Origin of the sequence: Streptomyces gamaensis (assembly GCF_042656465.1) — a bacterium.
GTDB lineage: Bacteria > Actinomycetota > Actinomycetes > Streptomycetales > Streptomycetaceae > Streptomyces > Streptomyces gamaensis.
Window position 1 is genome coordinate 78178 of the sequence record NZ_JBHSPB010000010.1, and the last position, 20689, is coordinate 98866.

The following is a 20689-nucleotide window of genomic DNA, read 5'->3' on the forward strand; positions in this document are numbered from 1 at the left end:
ATCAGGACCGGACCAGGAGAACGATGAGCAGCGCCGAGGAGCACCGCACGCAGCCCGGACTCACCCACCTCGACGACGCGGGCGCGGCCCGCATGGTCGACGTCTCCGCCAAGGACGTCACCGCGCGCACCGCCCGCGCCCGCGGCCGGGTCCTCGTCGCGCCCCGCGTGGTGGAGCTGCTGCGCGGCGAGGGCGTGCCCAAGGGCGACGCCCTGGCCACCGCCCGGATCGCGGGCATCATGGGCGCCAAGCGCACCCCCGAACTGATCCCGCTGTGCCACCCGCTGGCCGTCACCGGGGTGAAGGTGGATCTGGAGGTCGCCGACGACGCCGTGGAGATCACCGCGACGGTGCGTACCACCGACCGCACGGGCGTGGAGATGGAGGCGCTGACCGCCGTGAGCGTCGCCGCGCTGACCGTCGTCGACATGGTCAAGGCGGTCGACAAGGGTGCTGTGATCACGGATGTGCGGGTGGAGGAGAAGACCGGCGGCAAGTCCGGCCACTGGCAGCGCCCCGAGAGCGAGGGCGTGTGAGCTCCGGGGCCGCGCGCCCGTACCGCGCGCTCGTCGTCACCGCCTCCACCAGGGCCGCCGCGGGCGTCTACCCGGACCGGGGCGGCCCCCTGCTGGCCGCGGGCCTTGAAGAGCTCGGTTTCGCCGTGGACGGCCCCCGGGTCGTCCCCGACGGCGACCCCGTCGAGCAGGCGCTGCGGGAGGCGGTCGCGGCCGCGTACGACGTGGTGCTGACCACCGGCGGCACGGGGCTGACGCCCACCGACCGCACCCCGGAGGCCACCCGCCGCGTCCTGGACCACGAGGTCCCCGGCATCGCCGAGGCGATCCGCGCCGAGGGCATGGCCAAGGTGCCCACCGCCGCCCTCTCCCGGGGGCTGGCGGGGGTGGCCGGACGCACCCTGGTCGTGAACCTGCCCGGCTCCACCGGCGGGGTCCGTGACGGCCTGGCGGTCCTGGGCCGGCTGCTCGTGCACGCCGTGGACCAGCTGCGCGGCGGCGACCATCCGGCCCCCGCCCAGGACAGCCCCCGGACCCCGCGTTGAGCGGCCGGCCGGTCCGGCTGCGGGACGGCGACGTCGTCCTGCGGCCGATCAGGCTGCGCGACCAGGGCGCCTGGCGCGAGGTCAACGCGCGCAACCGCGACTGGCTGCGGCCCTGGGAGGCCACCATCCCGCCGCCCCCGCCCGGGGTGCCGCCCGCGCGGCGCCCCACCTACCGGCAGATGGTCCGCCATCTGCGCGCCGAGGCGCACGCGGGCCGCATGCTGCCCTTCGTCATCGACTACCGGGGGCGGCTCGCCGGGCAGCTGACCGTGGCCGGGATCACCTGGGGGTCGATGTGCTCGGCCCACATCGGCTACTGGGTGGACGCGGCCGTCGCGGGCCGGGGCGTGATGCCCACCGCCGTGGCCCTCTCCGTCGACCACTGCTTCCGCGCGCTCGGGCTGCACCGGGTCGAGGTGTGCATCCGCCCGGAGAACGCGCCCAGCCGCCGGGTCGTGGAGAAGCTCGGCTTCCGCGAGGAGGGACTGCGCCCGCGCTATCTGCACATCGACGGCGCGTGGCGCGATCACCTCGTGTACGCGCTGACCGTCGAGGAGCTCGGGGAGGGGCTGCTGGAGCGCTGGCACCGGCAGTGTCCCGGCGCCCCTCACAAATGAAATAGGCGTTCGAAAAACGTCCCTCGATGACGCCATTCGAGCGCTCTCGATCTCGACAATCACAAAAAAAGTTCGAGTTATCAGCCGGATTGTGCGACACACCGGGCCAATTGGCGGAATCCCTCGCGTGCGCCCCTCTACCGTGTGCAGTGTGAGCAGCAGCGGCCTCATCTACGCAGTCATCGTCGGGGCCTGGGCCGCCTACTTGGTGCCGATGTGGCTCCGTAGGCAGGACGAGCTCAACGAAGCCCGTCCGACGGAACGCTTCAGCACCGCCATCCGGCTGCTGTCCGGACGGGCGGGCATGGAGCGCCGTTACGCCAAGGACCTCGAAGGGCGCGTCGCCGACGACGCGCCACCCGCCGACGGGCCGGCCGGGCCCGGCGCCCGTGGCCCCGAGCCGGACGCGCCGACCGAACCGGTCGCCGTCCGGCCCTCCGGCGCGCCCTCCGCCGCCCCGCCCGCCCCGCACGCGCCCCCGGCGCTCTCGTCCGCCGAGCGCGCCCGGCGCTCCAAGGTGCTCGCGCGACGGCGGCGCACCACCGTGATGCTCTTCCTCGCCTTCACCCTCGGCGCGGTGATCGCGGGGGTCTTCGGGCTGGGCTTCCTGTGGGCGCCCGCGGCCCCGGCGGTCCTGCTCAGCGCGTACATCGTGTACCTGCGCAGCCAGGAGCGGCGGCGGTTCGCCTTCACCATGGACCAGCGCCGTGCCGAACTGGCCGCGCAGCGGCTGCGCGAGGGGCGCGCCGGACGCGCCCGCCCGGCGGACCGGGACGCGGCGGCGGCCGATACCGCCCCCCACCCCGCGCCCGCCGCCCCGGACCCGGCCGCGGGGCGCCGCGCCCTCGTCGAGCTCACCGACCACGCCGAGTGGGTCGACGCGCAGCGCTCGCGCGGCGGCGAGAGCTGGGAGCCCGTGCCCGTGCCGCTGCCGACCTATGTCACCGCCCCGGTCGCCCCGCGCGGCGGCGACGGCGCCGACCCCGTCGGCCCCGACACCACCTGGAGCTCGGCCCGCTCCAGCAGCGCCGAGCCCGCCCCGGAGCAGGGCCGCCCCGAGCAGGAGCGGCGTGCGGCCGGCCGACGCCGCCGCCCCCGCGAGCGCGGCCGCACCCCGCTCTTCGACCAGTACGCGGAGGACGGCCGCCCGCGCGCGGCCAACGAGTGACCGCCGACGGCGTCCGCGGCCGCTGACCAGCGCGAGCGGATTTTTGAGCACCCGGAAGGAAGTGCTAGAGTTTCACTCGTTGCAAGGGCCTGTGGCGCAGTCCGGTAGCGCACCTCGTTCGCATCGAGGGGGTCAGGGGTTCAAATCCCCTCAGGTCCACAACGCGGCTGTTCTTGAGTTCGCTCAGGGAGAGTTGACGGGATCCCGTCCGATCTGTTGATCGGGCGGGATCTTCGCGTTTCCGGGGCTTGTCCGAGGCGGTGTGCGAACTCGGTGGCTCTGGGGGTGTTGGCGGGTGCGGTCGTCATGACGAGGCTGTCGTGGCCGAGATCGCCGCGACGAGGACAGTCTGGGCGGCGCGTCCGTTGAGGGTGAGGGTCGCTTTCCGGCAGACCGGTGGGAAGGCGGCGGGGCACCGGAGCCGATGGTGCCGCGTGCATCGGCCGCTTGCTTGAGTTTGAGAACGAACGGTTCGCGCTGGGCGATGAGCTCGGCGAGCTGGTCGTCCATGGCGCGTACGGAGTCGTCGTCCAGGCCCGTGGTCGCGTGCGCGAAGCGGGCCGGCATGGCAGGGCAGGCGAGGGAGACGTCGGCGAGGAGGGCTCCGGAGAGGGTGATGCCTTGGATGCCCGGCTGGCCGCCTTCACCGATGTGCGGCTGTGGCCGGACGGGCCTGGCGGTGCCGGCCTCATCCGCCGCAGCGGGCCGAGGCCGCACCCGGCGGACGCTTCGTCAGGCCACCCCGTCCTCCTCAGGGAAACGGCAACAACCGCTCAGGCCGATCTCGTTACCGTCCACGAGTGGCCCGGGCTTCGGCAACACGCGGACAGTACTGGACCGTCCGTGGACTTCGAGCACGGATGCCGTCGGCGGCCCAGTGCTCAAAACCGTCAACATCCGTACGGCAGTTGGAATGGCTGGCGAGAGATTGCCGGTCAACCGTCGCAGCCACAACCGCTGAGCCGGCCCAAGTGTCTTGAGTGCAGCAGAGGTTGACACGTCCCTCCCCGGTTGCCGATGGAATTTATGCGGCATCAAGTCGCCCGTGTTTAGATTGCCTTTAGCAACGCTTGGCCTGGTGATGACGGGCGGTGGGTGCGGTGCGGGCGCTGGTCGATGCGACCGGCGCCCGCGCGTTCACGCCCCCGCGCCGAGGCGGTGCCCGGGCCCATGGCGGCTCACCCGCTCTCGACTCGGCCTTGCACCCCACATGATCACCGCCGCCCGGTGGATGCCGTCGGGGGACGGCGTCCACCGGGCCAGGTGGCAGTTCGAAAGAGATAGATGCGACCAATATTCAAGAGGTCGAGGCGAGTTGCGCTGGCCGGCGTGCTCGCAACAGCCACGGTAGTGGGCATGGCCGCCCCCGCGGCACTGGCTGCACCGCAGCCGGCAGCCCGGTCTGTCGTCGCGGGCTGGCCGGGGGCGCTCGCCCGCAGCCCTCAAGCCGTGGCCGAGACGATCGCGGGCCACGAGGTCATCGAGGTCAAGGGGCTGGGAGGGAAGACACTCAGAGCAGTGCGCATTCCCATACCCGACTCGAAGGTGGTCTCAAGCATCGTCGTCGCTCTGGACAGGTACAGCACAGGGCAGATGATTCCTTACGACCACGAAGTCAACGGACGGGAGAAGGCGGAGGCGTTCGTCAAGCGGATCGAGGGCAACCTCGGGAAACTCGCCGGCGACTCGGAAGGGAAAGTCCTTCTGGAGGGCATCAGCGGTATGAGCCCGCTGGACGTGGTGATGGGGGAGAGGTCGCCGGCAACGGGACACGCGGACATCAACACCATCATCCACCGAGGATTCCCCCAGGATCCGAAGGAATGGACGCGTGACGTCCTGGATGTTTACGAAGGGCTTTCCCCTGCGGAGCAGGAGAAGTTTCGTGAGCTCTCGTCCCCGGAATCTCCCTATGTGCGGACCTTCGATCCTGAGCGCCATTCCAACGGAATTGGCAGTGAGGGCATGGTCATGGTGCAGGACGACCCTGTCGTGCTCATCAGCCACCAGCCGGACGGCAGGCTCGTCGCCATGGACGAGTCTCTGATCCTGGGGCACGAGCTGGTCCATGTCGCTCACGGCCTGCAGGGCGCCGATGCTGCCAGGGAGCACGGCACGATCCCCGTGCCCGTGGAATACAAGGATCCCGAGGGAAACAGATGGAAGAATGAGTCGAAAACCAGCGCCGAAGAGATATCGACGCTGGGTGGGGGCAGCGTAAAGTACATCGGCCATCCCAAGGACGGCGAGCCCGCGCTCGGGCTGAGTCACTTCGAGCGGTCGGAAAAGGCTGTCAAGGACGCGTTGTCCAGGAGCGGTCTGCCGGACCATGTGGTGAAGAGGCTGGCGGAGGTGCAGTTGGCCCGCTATTCCACCTTCCCCATCTCGGAGACCAGCCTGGCGAACAGTCGTGGCGTTCCGGTACGGGAACACTACAAACTTCCCGTCGAGTTCGCCCTGCGTTGGAACCTGGTGCTCCGGAACGCCGAAGGAAAGCCCACAGCAGTGACGGATCAGCAGGTCGTCAAGCTCCCGGAGGGCCTGGCCTTCACGGAGGACGACCTGAACAAGCCGGTCCGTCTCAAGAAGATTCTTGAGACGGAGGGCGTCAGGCTGCAGCCCTGCTCGCGGGGCACGAGCTTCATGGCCTGTGACCTGGGCGGACAACCGGAGGAGGTGACGGAGGAGACGAAGAAGCGGATCAACGAGGTCGAGCAGTTCTTGAAGGAACACCCGGACGCGAAGGTGCAGCTGCCCTCGGCCGACTCTGCCGCGGACCGGGAGCGTGCGCGTGCGGAGGCGGTCAAGGAGGGGGAGAAGTGGCGGGGGCAGGCGCGGGAGCGCGCCAAGGAGCTGTGCGCCAAGTCGGGGCACGCGTCGTGTCTGGAGACCGTGGACTGGGAGCGGATCCGCCGTCAGGCACGGGCCGAGGCCGAAGCGTTGGTGGAGAAGAAGCTCGCCGGCACCGGCAAGGTTTCCGAGATCAAGCTGTCCAAGGACATTGAGGCATCGCTGAAGGACCCTGCCACCTTCTACGTGCCCTATGAGGAGACGCGAGGGAAACTTGCGAACCCGGCCGGAGACCTCGCGTGGGAGCGGGTGAAGAGCGCCGGTGGAGCAGTCCTGTACCTCTCCGGCATCTACGGTGCGTTCGCCCACGACTCCACCGATCTGGACAAGGCCGCTGCCGTCGCGGCGATCGTCCCCGGGGTGGGCGACCTTCTGAACCTGGCGACCGATATCGAGCACAAGGACTTCGCGGGACTCGGCGTCGATGCCGCCGCCTCGCTCGCCGGTCTCCTGGAGATGGCGGGTGTGGAAGGAATCGGCGGCCCGGCGTTCGCCGTGGCCATGGCCTACCACCTCATCGCGCAGCTCACCGCTGATGACTTCCACCGCTACGAGGAGGTCGCAAACGCTGTAGCGAAGCGGGACAAAGAGTGGCACGACTCCCTGATGAACTACCTTCAGGACCCGGAAAAGGGCTGGCTGTCCAAGGAAGGGGGGAACCAGGTCGTCGCCATGGCGATCGGTTTCCTCCAGGCCGTCGAACTCCAGCGGGCTTCGGTCAAGGCGACTGCCCACGCCGCCACGGCAGCCGGCGACGGGGGCGCCCACATCGCTTCCAGGACCAGTGACTGGGCGCGTACCGACGCGTCCAAGGACGCCGATGCCGCGGTGGACGCACTCGCCGACAAGACACCCGACATCGTGCGCCAGGCAGCGGCCAGGTCGATCGCCGACGGAATGAACGCAGCCTGGAACGAGAAGCAGGGCAAGGACTTCAATCAGGCCTACATCGACCGCGTCGACAGCATCCAGCTCGGAATCTGGTGCGGGCGCAGTATGCCGGACGGAAGCAACCCCTGCTACGAGAGCTCGCAGAAGATGAAGGCCGAGGTTCTTGAGAATCTGAAGAAGAATCCTCCCGCCGGTGTCACGGCGAAGGAAGTCGAAGACGTCCTGGAGAACTTCGGCCTCACCGACCCCGGATTCCTTCCGCTCGGACGCCCCTTCCGTCTCTCCAACACGTCCGACGGTGCGAAGACGTATCTGCACTTCGACATCGAGAACGAGAAGGTGACCCACGCGAAGGACGCCAACGATCCCGCCCGGCAGGAGTTCTTCTTCCGCACCACTGGCCGCATCACCACTCTCGAAGGCGGGCTGTGCATGGCCGGGGGCAAGCAGGCCGGTGACCCGGTCACCGTGAGCCCCTGCACCCACCGCAACGCACCCGAACAGCGCTGGGAGCCCGACGGCAAGGGACGCATCAAAAACCTTGCCACCGGCCTGTACCTGGACTCTGCGAGCCCGGACGGATACGTCACCACCTGGTCCGAGCAGGACGGCAACCCGGCGCGCCAGACCTGGAAGGCCGAAGCTCCCGCACGGAGCATGACTCCGCAGACCAGCAACGACGCGATCAGCAAGCTGCTCTCCGCACCCGGCTCGTCCAAGCAGATCGACGGCGTCGTTCCCAACCAGCAGTACCCGGACAACTACTACCTGTTCTCCGGAGCCAATATTCTGGGCGTTTCCGCCTCGTCCGGCGGAGGCGACCTGAAGTTGTCGCCCGGAGAGGTCAAGAAGACGACCGAACACTGGGAGGGCCTTGTCCCCCTGTTCGCCACGTCACGGGACAGCAGGATCACCGCCGGCATGAAGGTGCCTGGGCGGCCGGGCGAGCTGTACCTGTTCTCCGGAGACACGTACGCGCGCCTCGGGGCAGACCGGAAGATCATCAACGAGCCCCGCAGTATCGAGGACAACTGGGCAACACTGAAGGGCTTGTTCGCCAAGTCGGGTGTCAAGCGCGTCGACGCGATCCGTCCCATCCCGGGCGTCGAGGACTGCTTCCAGTTCTTCTCCGGCGCCTACAGCAACCAGGTGTGCATCAACGACAAACTGGAAGACCGCGAGACGGGTTCTGTGCAGCGGAACACGGAGCGCTGGCCGGAGGTCGGGGCGAACACCGGGAAGGACGAGGTGCATGGGTTCCTCCAGGTACCGGGGAAGCCAATGGCGAACCACATCTTCTCCGGAGACCAGTTCACCTACGTAGACCGGTCGGTCCTGCCCGCCAAGCCGGACGTGCAGTTCGAATTTCACGCAACGTGGACCTACTTCACCTTCGGCTGGGGCAACGGGCAGGGACTTCCGGAGGGGGCGAAGATCGTGGTCGAGCGATCCGGGGACGCTTACCAGAAGGGAGAATTCGACGCGTCGCTCGGCAAGCTCTCCCCCGACGTCGATCCTGCCAGGGGAATCCTCTACAACTATCCCAAGGACATCGTGGGATCCAAGTCGTACACGATGACGGCCCACTACCGATATGTCCACCCGGACGGCTCTGAAGAGATCAGCGGGCAGTGGTCGCAAGGGTTCTGGTGCAGCTTCTGGGAGTGCAACGTACCGCAGGAGTGAAATAAGCCGGGCAACGAAAACCCCGCCGGGAGACCGGCGGGGTTTTCGCGTTACGGTCCCCAAGTCGGCGCGATCTCAGCGCACTTGGGTGGTTGACGGAGCGTCAGGACGCACCGTCTGTGACGGGCGTCATGTGCGCTGCCTGAGTTTTCCCGCGACCGTGCGGGCGATGGCGACGATGTCGCCCTTGGGGCGGATGGCGAGGGACGGCAGGGTGTGCAGCCAGCGGTCCTCCAGGGCGTACCAGTCGATCGCCTTGGGCCTGCGGCCCGTTGCCAGGGAGGTCTCCAGGGCCGAGAAGTAGGTCTGCCAGCGCAGCCGGTACAGGCCGCCGACGAGACCGGACCACTCGCGGTTGGCGTAGTCGTGCAGTCTGCCGCCGTCCGCCGAGGGCTTGGGGCCCCACACGGTCAGCAGGGAGAGGGCGTCCTGGGCGAGGCGGGCGCGTTCGGCGTCGGTGGTGCCCCAGGCGCGGGCGTCGGCGATCCAGCGGCCGAGCAGATGGCGTTCGTCGGTGGCGACGGCCGCTTCCAGCAGGTCGGTCCAGGCGAACCACTGGCGGGTCAGGGCGCGGAAGCGGGGCCGGTCGCGGGCGTCGTGGGCGGCCTTGATGCGGGGGAGCAGCAGCCGGGCGCGGTTGGCGACGGCCTGCCGGGTGACGTCGAGGAGGTCGTAGCGGTAGGCGGGGCGGCCGTGCAGCGCGGGGGCGGCGGCGAGGAGTTCGGTCAGGGCCTTCTCGAACTCCTGGGTGTCGTAGCGCACTCGCAGCGGCGACCAGGCGGCGGCGCGGGTGGTGGCCAGGTCGGGGCGGGCGCCGAAGAGGCTGTCGGCGGGCTCGCTCCAGCCGTCGGAGCGGCTGGTGCCGTAGGCGGTGCGGCGCAGTACGTCCCAGGCGGCCGCCGCGTGCGCGTCGTCGGTGCCGTAGCGCTGCAGCGGCCACTGCGCGAACCAGGTGCGCAGCTGCGGGGGGCCGTCGGTCCAGGGCAGGTCGCTGAACAGGGCCATGGCGGCGGGGTTGTTGTCGGCGGCCTCCGGCATCAGGGCGATGCCGCGCAGGGCGCTGCGCGGCTTGGTGCGCCAGCGGTGGTAGAGCTCCGCCCAGTCGCGGGTGTTGGCGCCGATCGCGGTGTGGCCGCCGAAGTTGAAGATGGTGCCGAAGGCGTAGGGGGTGCCATTGAAGTCGGCCTCGCGGTCGGTGATCTTCGCGTAGCGGTCGCTGAGCCCGTCCAGGACCAGCATCCGGGAGCGGTCGACGGCGGCCAGCAGCTCGCGGCGCGGGTTGTTCTGCCAGCCGAGGACGGCCCAGACGGCGTCGGGGCGGGCGGTGCGCAGGGCCCGCTCCACGGCGCGGGCGGCCTCGCCGACGGGCACGTCGCCGGGGGTGCCGCCCTCGTGCAGCAGGTCCATCTTGTACATCGTGCTCGGCCCGTACAGCTCCTCCTGCACGCGGTAGAAGGTCTCCGCGACGCGGGCGAAGGCGTCGGTGCGCGGGTCGAGCCAGTCGGGCCGGCGGAAGCCGCCCCAGTCGCCCTGCGGGACGGTACGGGCGCCGCGGTGGCGCTCGGCGAAGCCCGGCGGCACCGTGCCGAAGTAGCCGGGCAGTACGGGCGTCATGCCCAGCTCGCGCAGCCGGGCCACGATCCTGCGGGCCAGGTCCGCGCGGCGGGCGAGGAGTTCGCGCCAGACCGGGCCGCCGACGGAGGACAGGTTCGCCACGAGCCACCAGGGCTGGTGGGCGGGGCCGGGGATCCAGCGGTTCAGCTCGTCCTCGCTGTAGCCGAGTTCGGCGAAGGTGCGGTGGTAGACGGTGTCGGCCCCGGTGTAGACCAGGACTTCGTTGTAGCCGTGCAGGGCCAGTACATCGATTTCGTGTTCCCAGTAGTCCCACCCTCTGTAGGGGCCGGTGTAGCCGTCGTTGGTGTCGTTCAGGGCGAAGCGGTGGGGGACGTTCGCGGTCCTGGCGAGCGGGGTACGGACGCCGGGGAGGCGGTCGGGCAGGGCGGTCTGCGCCCCGGCCCAGGAGAAGTGGGCGTGGGCGACATGGCGGAGATACCAGTGGAGGCCCGTGAGCTGCACGGCCGGGGTGGTGCCCTCGACGAGGAGCGCGCCGTCGCCCCCGCTGACGCGGAAGGCGTCCCGGCCGTCCCGGCGCGCCACGGTGCGGAAGGCGAGCTGTCCGCTGTGCCGGGGCAGCAGCCGGGCCGCCGCGCCCGCGGCGCCGTGCGGCGGGGCCGCCGGGGGCACGGCGGCGGAGCCCGGGCCGGGGGCGGGGCCCACCGGGGTCGGGCCGCCGCCGGGGGCGGGCGTGGGGCCGACCGGAGTGGGGCCGGGATCGGCCCCGGCGGGCGGCGACCCCATCGCGCCGAGCGCGGCGGTTCCGGCGAGGGCGCCGAGGAGCGTACGACGGGCGATGCGCATGAGTGACCTCCGGGGCGCTGCGGCTGCGGGACCGGACCACTTCAGGCCGGTGATCCTACGAGCCGACGACCGTCGATGGACAAGGGCGCGGGCGGCAATCCAGCCACTCCGGTTACATTTGGCACGAATGGCCCCATCCGGGCGTCCCGAGCTGCTGGGGGACACCGCACCGGGCGGCGGGCCACCGCCCCCCGTCCCCGGCCCGAGGAAACCCGTGCGAAGCCTGCGCCCGCTCACCGCCGCCCGCGGCGCGGCCGCCCTCGTGGCCGGACTGCTCGGGCTGGCCGCGCTCTGCGCGTGCTCCGACCCCGGCGGGCTCAAGGTGAGCGGGCCCGCGCAGAGCCCCTCCGCCGGCTCCGGCCCCGCCTACGTCTCCGAGGGCGCGGGCCGGACCCCCCTGAACCACCCCGAGGCCTTCGCGCCCACCGAGACCGTCGCCCTCACCGCACTGCGCTGGGCGTCCTGGGGCGGACCCGTCGCCGAGGGCACCGGCAGGCTCGGCGGCAGCTGGTGCGCGTCCGCCTGCACGGCCACGCCCCTCCCCGTCAGGGTCACGCTCAGCGGGCTCGTCCGGCTGGAGAAGGCCGCCTACTACAGCCGCGCCACCGTCGACGCCGAGGGGCTGCCGGAAGCACAGCGTGCCCCGCTGCGCGACCTGCCTCTGTACGTCCCCAAGCGTTAGCCGCCGAGGAGCCGTCAGCCATGGGACTGCGTACGAAGATCGGCGTGGCCATCACCGCCACCGCCGCCGTGGTCGCCGTCATCATGGGCCTGGTGGTGCACCACCGCACCGCCACGACCCAGCTGGAGACCGCCCGCGAGTCCCTGGAGTCCCGGCTGACCACGGCCGTCGAGGACCGGGCTGCCGGCCTGGTCCGGCCGCGCACCCTCATCAACCCCGAGTCCATACCCGGGCCGCTGCGGGACGCGATCGAGCGCGGCAAGCGCGCCACGTATCTCGACCGCAGCGGCCCCGAACCCGTGCTGTGGGCGGGCAGCAGGCTCGGCCGGGACATCGTTGTCGTCCGCCACTCCTACGTCCGGCAGACCGAGAACCTGCGCCGTCTCGACGAGATCCTCTGGCTCGCCGGCGGCCTCGGCACCGCCTTCGCCTGCCTGGTCGGCGTCGCCCTCGCGACCGTCGCCGGGCGCCGGCTCAACGCCTCCGCCCGCACCGCCGAGCGCATCGCCGACGGCGACCTGTCCGCCCGGCTGCGGCCGCGCGGCGGCAAGGACGAGATCGCCCGGCTGACCGTCGCCGTCAACACCATGGCCGACGCGCTCGCCGCCCGGCTGCGGGCCGAACGCGAGGTCACCTCCAACATCGCGCACGAACTGCGCACCCCCGTCGCCGGACTCGTCGCCGCCGCCGGGCTGCTGCCGCCCGGCCGCCCCGCCGAGCTCGTACGCGAGCGGGCCCGGCGGCTGCACGCGCTCATGGAGGACGTCCTGGAGGTGGCCCGCCTCGACGGCACCACCGAACAGGCGGACACGGACGTACGGCCGCTGGGCGAGCTGACCCGGCGGGCGGTCGCCTCGGTGACCCTTGAGGGGCGCGACAGCGGGGATCCGGGGAGCGTGCGCGACCCCAAGGACGCCCCCGAGGTGCGGGTGCTGCGCGACTGCCTGGTCGAGACCGACGCCCGGCGCGTCGAACGGATCCTGGCCAACCTCGTCACCAACGCGTACCGGCACGGCAGCGCGCCCGTCGTGGTCGAGATCGACGCGGGCACCGTCCGCGTCCGCGACGCCGGGCCCGGCTTCCCCCAGCAGCTCCTGGCCGGCGGACCGCAGCGCTTCCGCACGGGCTCCGGCTGCGGGCTGGGGCTGGGGCTGACCATCGCGGTCGGGCAGGCGCGGGTGCTGGGGGCACGGCTGTCCTTCGCGAACCCGGCGGACGGGGGTGCGGAGGCGGTGCTGGATCTGACGCGGTCGGTGGTGCGCGGTGCGATTCCGGGTGCGCCGGGTGCGCCGGGGGTGCCGGGTGCGCCTGATGTGCGGGGTGGGTCGGGGCCGGGGCGGTCCGGGCCCGAAGGGGCTGTATGAATTACGGCGGCGTGCCCTTGGACGTCAAGGGCGCCCAGAATGCCGCCGCAATTCACACTCCCCCAGACTCCGTCCGGGGGTGCCCCCAGCCCCTTCTCGGGCCCTACCCGCCCCGGCCCCTCCCGCCGTACGCGTCTGCCGGTCCGCCCACCGAGGGTCCCTGACGTGCGGGCGTAGCCCATAGGCCGAAGAGTGGGAGGCAGGGCCCCCTTCCGCCCCCGTCTTACGGGAAAGGTGCCGCCATGCGCGACTACGTACTGTTCATGACCGTCGACAGCCCGCGCGCCGGGCACAAGGCGCTCGACGCGCTGCGGGAGGCGCACGCGTCCGGCTCGCTCAAGTTGCGCGAGGGCGCGGTGATCTCCCGGGACCCGGAGGGCCGGCTCGACTTTCCCGATGCCGCCGACAACACTTCCACGGCCCCGGCGTTCGCCGTCGGCGGGCTCCTCGGCGCGCTGCTCGGCATCCTCGGCGGCCCCCTCGGCGTCATGATCGGCTTCGGTGCGGGCGGGCTGGTGGGCGGTCTGCACGACGTCCGCGAGGCGACCGCCACGAACGCGGCGCTCGACCTGCTGGCGGCCGAGGTCCCGCCCGGCTGCACGGTCCTGGCCGCCGAGGTCGGCGAGGAGGATCCAGGCCCCGCCGACCGGGCCCTCGCCGCCTTCGGCGCGGTCGTGGCCCGCTACCCGGCCTCGGACATCCGCAAGGGCATCGACGAGGCGATCGCGCGGACGCGGTGAGGCGGTCGCGGCGCCCCGCTCAGTCCCCGAGCCGTTTCACGAAGCAGCGGCTCATCTCGTGGAAGCGGTAGTGGCCGAACTTCACGGGTGCCGGTTCGTAGCCGCTGGAGGTGTAGAGGGCGACGGCCTCGGGCTGCATCGTGCCCGTCTCCAGGACCATGCGGGTGCGGCCCGCCGCGCGGGCGTCCGCCTCCAGTTCGGCGAGGATGCGGCGGGCCAGGCCGAGCCCCCGGGCCTCGGGGACCACGTACATCCGCTTCAGCTCGGCGTCGCCGTCCGCGAACCCCTCCTCGTCGGCGTGGCGCGAACGCCAGCCGCCGCCGGCCACCGGGGTGCCCCCGGCGTCGTACGCGAGGAGGTACAGACCGCGCGGCGGTACGAACTCCTCCGGGCGTACGGCGGCGGCGTCGCCCTCGCTTCCCTCACTGCGGTACCGCTCGGCGTACTCGGCCTGTACCCGGTCGTGGAGCTTGACGGCGTCGGGGTGGTCGAAGCGGGCTGCGACGATCTCCATCCCGGCAGGGTACGAAAGGCCCGGCCGGGCCGGCCAGGGAGCGCGGGAATGATCGACATCCCGGGATGTCACAGGGGTCGCGTAGGCTCCGTTGTCCCCGATTGTCCCCGCCCACCGGGAGCGACTTGTGTACACCGTGACGACTGTGAACGTGAACGGCCTGCGCGCCGCCGCGAAGAAGGGCTTCGTGGAGTGGCTGGCGAGCACGGAGGCCGACGTCGTCTGTCTGCAGGAGGTGCGCGCGGAGCCGCACCAGCTGCCGGACGAGGTGCGTGAGCCGGAGGGCTGGTACGTGACGCACGCCCCGGCGGCGGCCAAGGGCCGGGCGGGGGTGTCGCTGTACACGCGGCGCGAGCCGGACGCGGTGCGGACCGGCTTCGGCTCCGCCGAGTTCGACGGCAGCGGCCGCTACCTGGAGGCCGACCTGCCGGGCCTGACGGTCGCGAGCCTGTACCTGCCCTCGGGCGAGGTCGGCACCGAGCGGCAGGACGAGAAGGAGCGCTTCATGGACGAGTTCCTGCCCTATCTCGTCGCCCTGCGCGCCCGGGCCGCCGAGGAGGGCCGGGAGGTGCTCGTGTGCGGCGACTGGAACATCGCGCACACCGAGGCCGACCTGAAGAACTGGAAGGCCAACCGCAAGAGCGCGGGCTTCCTGCCGGAGGAGCGCGCCTGGCTGTCCCGGGTCTTCGACGAAGCGGGCTACGTGGACGTGGTGCGCGCCCTGCACCCGGATGTCACGGGCCCGTACTCGTGGTGGTCCTACCGGGGCCGCGCCTTCGACAACGACTCGGGCTGGCGCATCGACTACCAGGTGGCGACGCCGGGTCTCGCGGAGCGCGCGGTGAAGGCGATGGTGGAGCGGGCGGCCAGCCACGACCAGCGGTGGTCGGACCATGCGCCTGTGACCGTCGTGTACGAGCTGTAGGGGCGAGAGGGCCCGGCGGGGCGGTACCCCGTACCAGGAAGCACAGGCCGGACGGAGGAGGGGCACGATGACCACTGCTGCCATGGGTGAGCCGGGCATCCCGCCCATGCCGGAGAGAACCCCGAAAGCCCTCCGCGAAGCCATTGCCCAGCACGCGCCCCAGCTCCTGCCTGATTTCGATGCGCACTGGAAGCGGTACGTCGCCGACGCATACGACATCAGCACCGTGCCCGCCTTCATGGCCCGCTGGTGGGGCGAGTACGCGATCGCCCGCGACCCGCAGCTCGATGCCCACGTCACCGGCCTCGAACACCGCGCTGCCTACGAGTGCACGGATTCCGCCGAAGCCAGGGCGCTCCTGGAAGAAGCCTCCAACATCCGGCACGTGGCGGCCCGCACGGAGCCCGGCCGGTGACCAACGGCTTCATGGGCCCGCCCTGGCGGATGGACTGGACCCTCAAGGCCCAGGCCGCACGCGATGCGCTGCCCGAGTACGTACGGAAGATGATGGGGGATTCGGGGCTCAGCGGTTCAGATCCCGGAACTCATCCAGCGTGCGCAGCGCGGGCATGAGGCGGGGCAGTGAGCCCGTACAACGGAAGACCTTCGGAAGCGCCCACGTATGCCAGCACGACAGGCACCGGAGAACCCGTTCATGCTCCGGGTCGGGTGCCGCGTCGCCGCCGCAGCGCGGGCACTCCTGCAAGGTGTCTCCTAGGCCGAGAGGTCGAACTCACCCAGCTTGGCACCGCTCAGGAACTCGGTCCACTCAACGGGTGTGAAAAGGAACGGTTCGGGGGGCCGAGGATCGCGGCGGCGGGCTTGGGGTGGTGGGGATCGGGCTGATGCTGCACGCGGGTTGAGCACGCGCCCCGGGGGTGTTCCGCTCAGTCCAGCTCCGCGAGGGCGTCCACGAGCGCGCGCCCCTCGTGAGCTCCGCGCCGCAGCAGCAGCGCGGCCACGGTGTGCAGCTCGCCCCACGCGTGCGGGCGACCGATCTCCGAGGCGTCGGTGACGGCGGCCAGTGCGGTGTCCAATGCCGCTTCGGCTTCTCCTGCGCCCGCGTAGGCGTGCGCGAGGCACGCTCCGTACCATGCGCGGTCCCGCCGGTAGGCCGGGTCGAAGCCGACGAGTCCTGTCACCAAGTGGTCAATGGCGCTTGCCCAGTTCTTCAGGTGGACCTCCGCCATCCCTCGTTGCGCCGAGAACCAGGACTCGCCGTAGAAGTACAGCCAGGGCGGGGCGTCGCGCGCGTCCGTGATGAGCTGCTGCGCTTCGTCCAACGCGCGGTACGCGCCTGGGGCAACGCCTTCGAGAGCGTACCCTCGTCCGGTCATCTGGATCGCCATGGCCCGGGTCGCCTCGCTGGCGCCGGTGGTGGATGCCGCGGCCTCCCCGAGCCGAACGCACCTGCGCCCGTTCCCGTTCGACCACGCCAGGTGAGCCTTCATGCTCATCGTGGTGGCCGCCATGTCACCGTGGCCCGCCTCCAACGCCCAGTCGTAGGACCGGTCGAACCAGCCCAGCGCGGCAGGGGCGTTATCCTGGTCCTGCGCCATCCAGGCGAGGAACTGCGCGTACTCCGCCAACAACTTCACCAGCCGGTCGGCGAGCGGCCCCCGAGCCTGGTCGTACAGACCGGCCACGGCCTTGAACTGCGCGAGTACGACCCCGTTCATGACCCGCGAGCCCAGCGTGTCCTCGGTCCTGCGATGCGTGGCGAGCAACCCCTCCAGCGCCTCCAGGGATTCCACGTCCAGCCGCATGCGCGCCTCACCCACGCGCCGCAGCCGGTCCGTTGCCGGGGATGCGACCATCTCGGGCAGCACGAGTGACGGCAACGGCATCTCCGCCGTGGCCGCCCCGAGCAACTCGACGGGAATACCCAGTCCGTCGATGATCCGCTGCCGCACTTCGACAGAGGTCACCGTCCGGCGACGGTTCTCGATGGCGGAGACGTCCGGCTGCGAGAGCCCGACGAGCGAACCGAGCTTGCTCTGATTGGTGCGGGTCAGAGTCCGCCAGGTCTTCAGCAGCGCCGGCCAGTCCTCGACGGCCGCGGCGGCCCGCAGGCCGGGATGTGCCCAGATGTTCGGCTCCGGCTCCATCCCAGAAATATGGCACTCTTCGCTTGGCGGAGCGCGCGGACAGCCAAGGGCCCCGCCCGCACGCCACGGGGCAGCGCACGAGCGGGGCTGAGGGTGGTGCTAGGTGCGGGCGTGCTCACGCTGGCAGTGCAGACACACGTACCCCGTGCGCAAGAGCAGCTTCATTGCGTCCGGGTCCTTGTGGACCTGGCACAGCCACGACAGCTCAGAGTTTTCCGGTAGGTCCCTCTTCAGGAACCGCCTGGCCGTCGCGCGAGCGCTGCCGTCACCAGAGGTGCCGCTAGTTGCCATCCCCTTCCCCGTCCTGGTCCTGCTCGTCGGGCTCAGCCGGAGTGATGATCTCCTCGCCTGCCACGTCGTAGCCGTTTACGTGGTCGTTGGGCATGATGGTCTCCTCGGTTGTAACTCACTGGAGTTGTGCCGAACAGTCCGCCTCGGTGCTGATGAGTCCCCACTCTGTTGCCACCGGGGCGGACGCTTTCAGGGGTGCGTGCGGGCGTGCTCGTCGGCGGGGAGGGCCTTGACGACCTCACCCGCGATGACCGCGCCCTCTGGGGGGATCGCTGTGCACGTGTCGCCCATGTTGCGCTGGAACTCCGTGTGCCCCGTCCCCTGAACGTGGTTCGCCATCCACTGCTCCCGACCCTTCAGGGTCCTGTGGAGGCCAGAGAAGGCGTTGCACCTCTGGGGATCGGAGAGGCACAGGGCAGAGAAGTGCGGGTTGCTGTCCGCCTTCCGGACAAAGTCCCAGTCGGCGTAACGGAAGACTCTTGCCTCACCCACGGGCCCCACCACCGTTCAGGCACGACACGTGGGTGTAGAGCACGAGGGTTCCCCGGGGCCCCTGTTCCTCGTCGCGCCGTCGGCACGGCTCCAGGCCGCCGATCGGCTGTTTGCAGACGGAGCAGGTGTTACCCGGCGGGGCGTACGTCACGTAGTCCCACGGCCCCAAGGTGGTAATGGGTTCTACCTTCACGACCCTTCGCACAGTTGCGCCCTTCCTGCGGGGAAGCAGAGAAGGGCGAGCGCACATCGGGGAACGGGGCCCCGACGTACAGCGACCTTCCCCGCGCTCCCGCGCGGTCCGCTGTGGTCATGTTTTGTTGTCCTCACTCCGGATCGGCCCGATGGGCGTCCACTGGGGTGATGCAGCTCACCACGGTAGGCCTGCATTCGTCGCTGCCACCAGCCCAAGTCACGCTTGGCATATGACAAGTTGACGGAACGCTACGCTGCTGGCATGCGAGGAATCGGGATCATTGGCCGACCACATGTCGGGAAAGACGCCGCCGCTGATCACCTTTGTGGGCGACACGGCTTCGTGCGCGTGTCCATTGCAGAACCGATCAAGCGCGCCGGGATCGGAGCAGACCCCATCATCGGATGGGCCAAGAACGTGGACGAACCCGTCAGGCTCGCCACGGTCGTTGAGCGGTACGGGTGGGAGTTCGCCAAGGACAACTTCCCGGAGGTGAGGCGGTTCCTGTGGAAGATGTCCGTTGACGGGGTCGCTGCCGTCCTCGGCGAGGACGTGTGGACCGATGCCGCCGTGAAGCAGATCCAGGCCACCAGCCGGCCCGTGGTGGTCACTGACGTGCGCTTGGCGGAGGAGGTGAAGGCGCTCAAGTCGGAGGGCCTGACGATCGTCTACCTGAGCCGTGAGGGCATCCCGGAGTACGACGGGCGGGAGGGTGAGCACCTGGGCCCGGAATACGCAGACCTGCGGGTCCACAACGGGGGCACGCTCGAAGAGTTCCACGCGCAGATGGACGCCCTGGTCAAACGCCTGGCCGGTCGCTGAACCCCGTGACCCGCACACGAAGGAAGCCGCTGTCCGTTTCTCCGCTGCGCCGACACAGCGAAAGACAGCCTGTCGCGCCGACAGACGATCTCTCAGAGTCTCGCAGGTGGCGGCTGCGGCGCGTCGGCCAGCGCCCGATACACAGCGTCGCCCGGGACACACCAACGCCCGTGCAAGCTCCGTGTCGGTCGGCTTCGCAACCCCTGGGGTGGCGCGGTCCATTCGTGGCCACCGCCCGGCGGTACGAGGTACGCAGTTCCTTCGAACAGTCTGCGTACCTCCTGGAGGGGCTGGCGATTCCCCGTATCCGGTGGCGTGCGGCGCGGCCAACCGCTGCGGCAGCTAAGACCGTTCGCGGCGCGGGGCGCGCTGGGCCGGGCGCTGTTCTGCGTGCAGATCCTGCCGACCGTGGTGCGGCAGGCTGCCGCCGTCACTACCCTCGGCGCATGACCGAGCTGGAGGCGGCATTCCGATCCGTTGACGGGACAGCGCTGGCGGGCACCGTAGCCGCTCCGGAGGGAGCAACCCGTGGCTTGGCCGTGCTCGTTCACGGGGCTGGGGTGACACGGGAAGAGGGCGGCTTCTTCAGTCGTCTCGCTGCGGGCCTGGCCCGGATCGGTATCCGGTCGCTGCGTTTCGACCTTCGTGCTCACGGAGCCAGCGGTGGCCGCCCCGAGGACATCACCATCGCCGGTGTCAGCAACGACATCCGTGCGGCGGGCCACTACCTCAAGCGTGAAAGCGGGCTCCAGCAGCCCGTGCACGTCATCGCGGCATCGTTCTCCGGTGGCGCCGCGGCACTTCACGCCGCGCACCGGCCGCAGGACGTCGAGAAACTGGTGCTGCTGAACCCACGGCTCGATTACCGCGAGCGGTACATCACGAGCCGCCCGTACTTCGACGACACCGACTTCATCTCAGCGGAGGCCGCGCAGGCGTTGGACGAGGTGGGGTTCACCGAGCGGAGTCCGTTCGAGCTGGGCCGGTCCCTGCTGAACGAGGTCGCATATCTGGACCCGGAGGTGTTCGTGCGCGCGGTCCGCGTGCCCGTCCTGCTCGTGCACGGGACGAAGGACACGTTCGTGCCGGTGGAGTCCTCCCGCCACCACCTGCCGCTCTTCGGCGGCCCGGCCGAGCTCATGGAACTCGACGGCGCCCAGCACGGCTTCGCCGTACACGAGGACCCTCACTATCTGAACCCGCAGTCGCAGACGTGGCAGGCCGAGGTCATCGACCGCGTCAGCGAGTTCCTCGCGGGCTAGCAGGGCAGCGTCGGCCAGTCCTCGGCGGCCGCAGCGGCCCGCAGGCCAGGGCGTGCCCAGATGTTCGGCTCCAGCTCCATCCCAGCAGCGGGCTACGGCGGCTCACAGCACACCGTCCAAGCGTCTCCGGCTACGGGCGTTGACGGCTGCGATGCGCTCGCTCAGCGGCTCCTTCCCGTCGGGAGACTGCGTGTGCGCCGCTTCGCCGTGCGGCTGACTGCCGAGCGCCCTCCGATGCTCTCGGAGAGTGCGCACGTCACCGGCGAGCCCCATGGCGTAAGCCATGGCGGCCTTGTACCCCGGGCCAGAACCGACCCGCACCCTGTTGGCGGCTTTGTCGGCTGCAGCGAGAGCCGGCGCACGCCCGGGGTGGTCGGCAGGGAGCAACAAGGCGGCACCAGCAACGGATCGAATCGAGCGGCAGACGTCCTGCGTCAATTGCCGGATCCACTCGCGCAGTTCCTTCGCGGGAGGCTGCGGGACAACGTTCTGGTCGAGCAGGAGTCCGACGATGTCGTCAACAGTCTGCCGCTGGGGAAGGCCGCACATGCCGGTATGGGGAAACGGTGGAACCACGTAGCACTCCGAGCAGGTCAGTAGGGG

17 protein-coding genes and 1 tRNA gene are annotated in these 20689 nt (G+C 70.6%); 13 read left to right on the forward strand and 5 right to left on the reverse strand.

What is annotated here, in order from left to right; genetic code table 11:
- Positions 1-23: 23 nt before the first annotated feature.
- The 6 genes from moaC to ACFP1Z_RS17990 all read left to right on the forward strand — a co-directional run bounded on the left by moaC (position 24) and on the right by ACFP1Z_RS17990 (position 8272).
- Positions 24-536 (forward strand): cyclic pyranopterin monophosphate synthase MoaC, encoded by a 513-nt coding sequence (gene moaC, locus ACFP1Z_RS17965; RefSeq protein ID WP_390317415.1) that lies wholly within the window; start codon positions 24-26, stop codon positions 534-536.
- Positions 533-1060 (forward strand): MogA/MoaB family molybdenum cofactor biosynthesis protein, encoded by a 528-nt coding sequence (locus ACFP1Z_RS17970; protein ID WP_390317416.1) that lies wholly within the window; start codon positions 533-535, stop codon positions 1058-1060. The genes moaC and ACFP1Z_RS17970 overlap by 4 nt, the downstream gene beginning before the upstream one ends.
- Positions 1057-1677: a GNAT family N-acetyltransferase gene (locus ACFP1Z_RS17975; RefSeq protein ID WP_390317417.1), complete on the forward strand. Its 621-nt coding sequence runs from the start codon at positions 1057-1059 to the stop codon at positions 1675-1677. Before ACFP1Z_RS17970 ends, ACFP1Z_RS17975 begins: the two co-directional genes overlap by 4 nt.
- A 151-nt stretch (positions 1678-1828) precedes the next feature.
- The gene (gene sepX / locus ACFP1Z_RS17980) at positions 1829-2845 is read left to right on the forward strand and encodes a divisome protein SepX/GlpR (protein ID WP_390317418.1); all 1017 of its coding nucleotides are present in this window, start codon (positions 1829-1831) and stop codon (positions 2843-2845) included.
- 85 nt (positions 2846-2930) lie between these two features.
- Positions 2931-3004, forward strand: a tRNA-Ala gene (locus ACFP1Z_RS17985).
- Between the two features lie 1197 nt (positions 3005-4201).
- A complete protein-coding gene (locus ACFP1Z_RS17990; protein WP_390317419.1) occupies positions 4202-8272 on the forward strand; it encodes a ricin-type beta-trefoil lectin domain protein in 4071 nt (1356 codons plus the stop codon).
- A 129-nt stretch (positions 8273-8401) separates the two neighbouring features.
- Here ACFP1Z_RS17990 and ACFP1Z_RS17995 read toward each other — a convergent pair whose 3' ends face one another.
- Positions 8402-10690 (reverse strand): alpha-N-acetylglucosaminidase, encoded by a 2289-nt coding sequence (locus ACFP1Z_RS17995; RefSeq protein ID WP_390317421.1) that lies wholly within the window; start codon positions 10688-10690, stop codon positions 8402-8404.
- A gap of 214 nt (positions 10691-10904) precedes the next feature.
- Between ACFP1Z_RS17995 and ACFP1Z_RS18000 the strand changes: the two genes are divergently transcribed.
- The 3 genes from ACFP1Z_RS18000 (at position 10905) to ACFP1Z_RS18010 (ending at position 13476) form a co-directional block, all read left to right on the forward strand.
- Positions 10905-11372, forward strand: coding sequence for a hypothetical protein (locus tag ACFP1Z_RS18000; protein WP_390317422.1), 468 nt, complete (start codon positions 10905-10907; stop codon positions 11370-11372).
- Positions 11373-11392: 20 nt separating this feature from the next.
- A complete protein-coding gene (locus ACFP1Z_RS18005) occupies positions 11393-12736 on the forward strand; it encodes an ATP-binding protein (RefSeq protein ID WP_390317423.1) in 1344 nt (447 codons plus the stop codon).
- Positions 12737-12978: 242 nt separating this feature from the next.
- Positions 12979-13476, forward strand: a complete 498-nt coding sequence (locus ACFP1Z_RS18010) for a DUF1269 domain-containing protein (RefSeq protein ID WP_390317425.1) — start codon at positions 12979-12981, stop codon at positions 13474-13476.
- A gap of 19 nt (positions 13477-13495) precedes the next feature.
- On the opposite strand, the gene ACFP1Z_RS18015 is transcribed toward ACFP1Z_RS18010, so the two are convergent.
- Positions 13496-13990 carry a GNAT family N-acetyltransferase gene (locus ACFP1Z_RS18015; RefSeq protein ID WP_390317426.1) on the reverse strand — a complete coding sequence of 165 codons (495 nt, stop codon included), beginning with the start codon at positions 13988-13990 and terminating at the stop codon, positions 13496-13498.
- 127 nt (positions 13991-14117) lie between these two features.
- Here ACFP1Z_RS18015 and ACFP1Z_RS18020 point away from each other — a divergent pair, with 127 nt between their 5' ends.
- Both ACFP1Z_RS18020 and ACFP1Z_RS18025 read left to right on the forward strand, forming a co-directional pair.
- A complete protein-coding gene (locus ACFP1Z_RS18020; RefSeq protein ID WP_390317427.1) occupies positions 14118-14915 on the forward strand; it encodes an exodeoxyribonuclease III in 798 nt (265 codons plus the stop codon).
- 67 nt (positions 14916-14982) lie between these two features.
- Positions 14983-15330, forward strand: coding sequence for a hypothetical protein (locus ACFP1Z_RS18025; RefSeq protein WP_390317428.1), 348 nt, complete (start codon positions 14983-14985; stop codon positions 15328-15330).
- 472 nt (positions 15331-15802) lie between these two features.
- Here the strand turns inward: ACFP1Z_RS18025 and ACFP1Z_RS18030 are convergent, their stop codons facing one another.
- Together ACFP1Z_RS18030 and ACFP1Z_RS33755 are read right to left on the reverse strand one after the other, a co-directional pair.
- Complete coding sequence (locus tag ACFP1Z_RS18030) at positions 15803-17023, reverse strand: helix-turn-helix domain-containing protein (protein WP_390317429.1); 1221 nt, start codon at positions 17021-17023, stop codon at positions 15803-15805.
- Positions 17024-17503: 480 nt separating this feature from the next.
- A complete protein-coding gene (locus tag ACFP1Z_RS33755) occupies positions 17504-17818 on the reverse strand; it encodes a DUF7848 domain-containing protein (protein ID WP_465269277.1) in 315 nt (104 codons plus the stop codon).
- A 532-nt stretch (positions 17819-18350) separates the two neighbouring features.
- Between ACFP1Z_RS33755 and ACFP1Z_RS18040 the strand changes: the two genes are divergently transcribed.
- Positions 18351-18824: a deoxynucleotide monophosphate kinase family protein gene (locus ACFP1Z_RS18040; RefSeq protein ID WP_390317432.1), complete on the forward strand. Its 474-nt coding sequence runs from the start codon at positions 18351-18353 to the stop codon at positions 18822-18824.
- Between the two features lie 446 nt (positions 18825-19270).
- Positions 19271-20086 (forward strand): alpha/beta hydrolase, encoded by an 816-nt coding sequence (locus ACFP1Z_RS18045; RefSeq protein WP_390317433.1) that lies wholly within the window; start codon positions 19271-19273, stop codon positions 20084-20086.
- 102 nt (positions 20087-20188) lie between these two features.
- Here ACFP1Z_RS18045 and ACFP1Z_RS18050 read toward each other — a convergent pair whose 3' ends face one another.
- A complete protein-coding gene (locus ACFP1Z_RS18050) occupies positions 20189-20662 on the reverse strand; it encodes a DUF6415 family natural product biosynthesis protein (protein WP_390317434.1) in 474 nt (157 codons plus the stop codon).
- Positions 20663-20689: the final 27 nt, after the last annotated feature.

Coding starts and splice junctions, on each gene's coding strand:
- moaC (WP_390317415.1), top strand. CDS start 24: ATGAGCAGCGCCGAGGAGCACCGCACGCAGCCCGGACTCACCCACCTC.
- ACFP1Z_RS17990 (WP_390317419.1), top strand. CDS start 4,202: ATGGCCGCCCCCGCGGCACTGGCTGCACCGCAGCCGGCAGCCCGGTCT.
- ACFP1Z_RS17995 (WP_390317421.1), bottom strand. CDS start 10,690: ATGCGCATCGCCCGTCGTACGCTCCTCGGCGCCCTCGCCGGAACCGCC.
- ACFP1Z_RS18005 (WP_390317423.1), top strand. CDS start 11,393: ATGGGACTGCGTACGAAGATCGGCGTGGCCATCACCGCCACCGCCGCC.
- ACFP1Z_RS18010 (WP_390317425.1), top strand. CDS start 12,979: ATGCGCGACTACGTACTGTTCATGACCGTCGACAGCCCGCGCGCCGGG.
- ACFP1Z_RS18015 (WP_390317426.1), bottom strand. CDS start 13,990: ATGGAGATCGTCGCAGCCCGCTTCGACCACCCCGACGCCGTCAAGCTC.
- ACFP1Z_RS18025 (WP_390317428.1), top strand. CDS start 14,983: ATGACCACTGCTGCCATGGGTGAGCCGGGCATCCCGCCCATGCCGGAG.
- ACFP1Z_RS18030 (WP_390317429.1), bottom strand. CDS start 17,023: ATGGAGCCGGAGCCGAACATCTGGGCACATCCCGGCCTGCGGGCCGCC.
- ACFP1Z_RS18045 (WP_390317433.1), top strand. CDS start 19,271: ATGACCGAGCTGGAGGCGGCATTCCGATCCGTTGACGGGACAGCGCTG.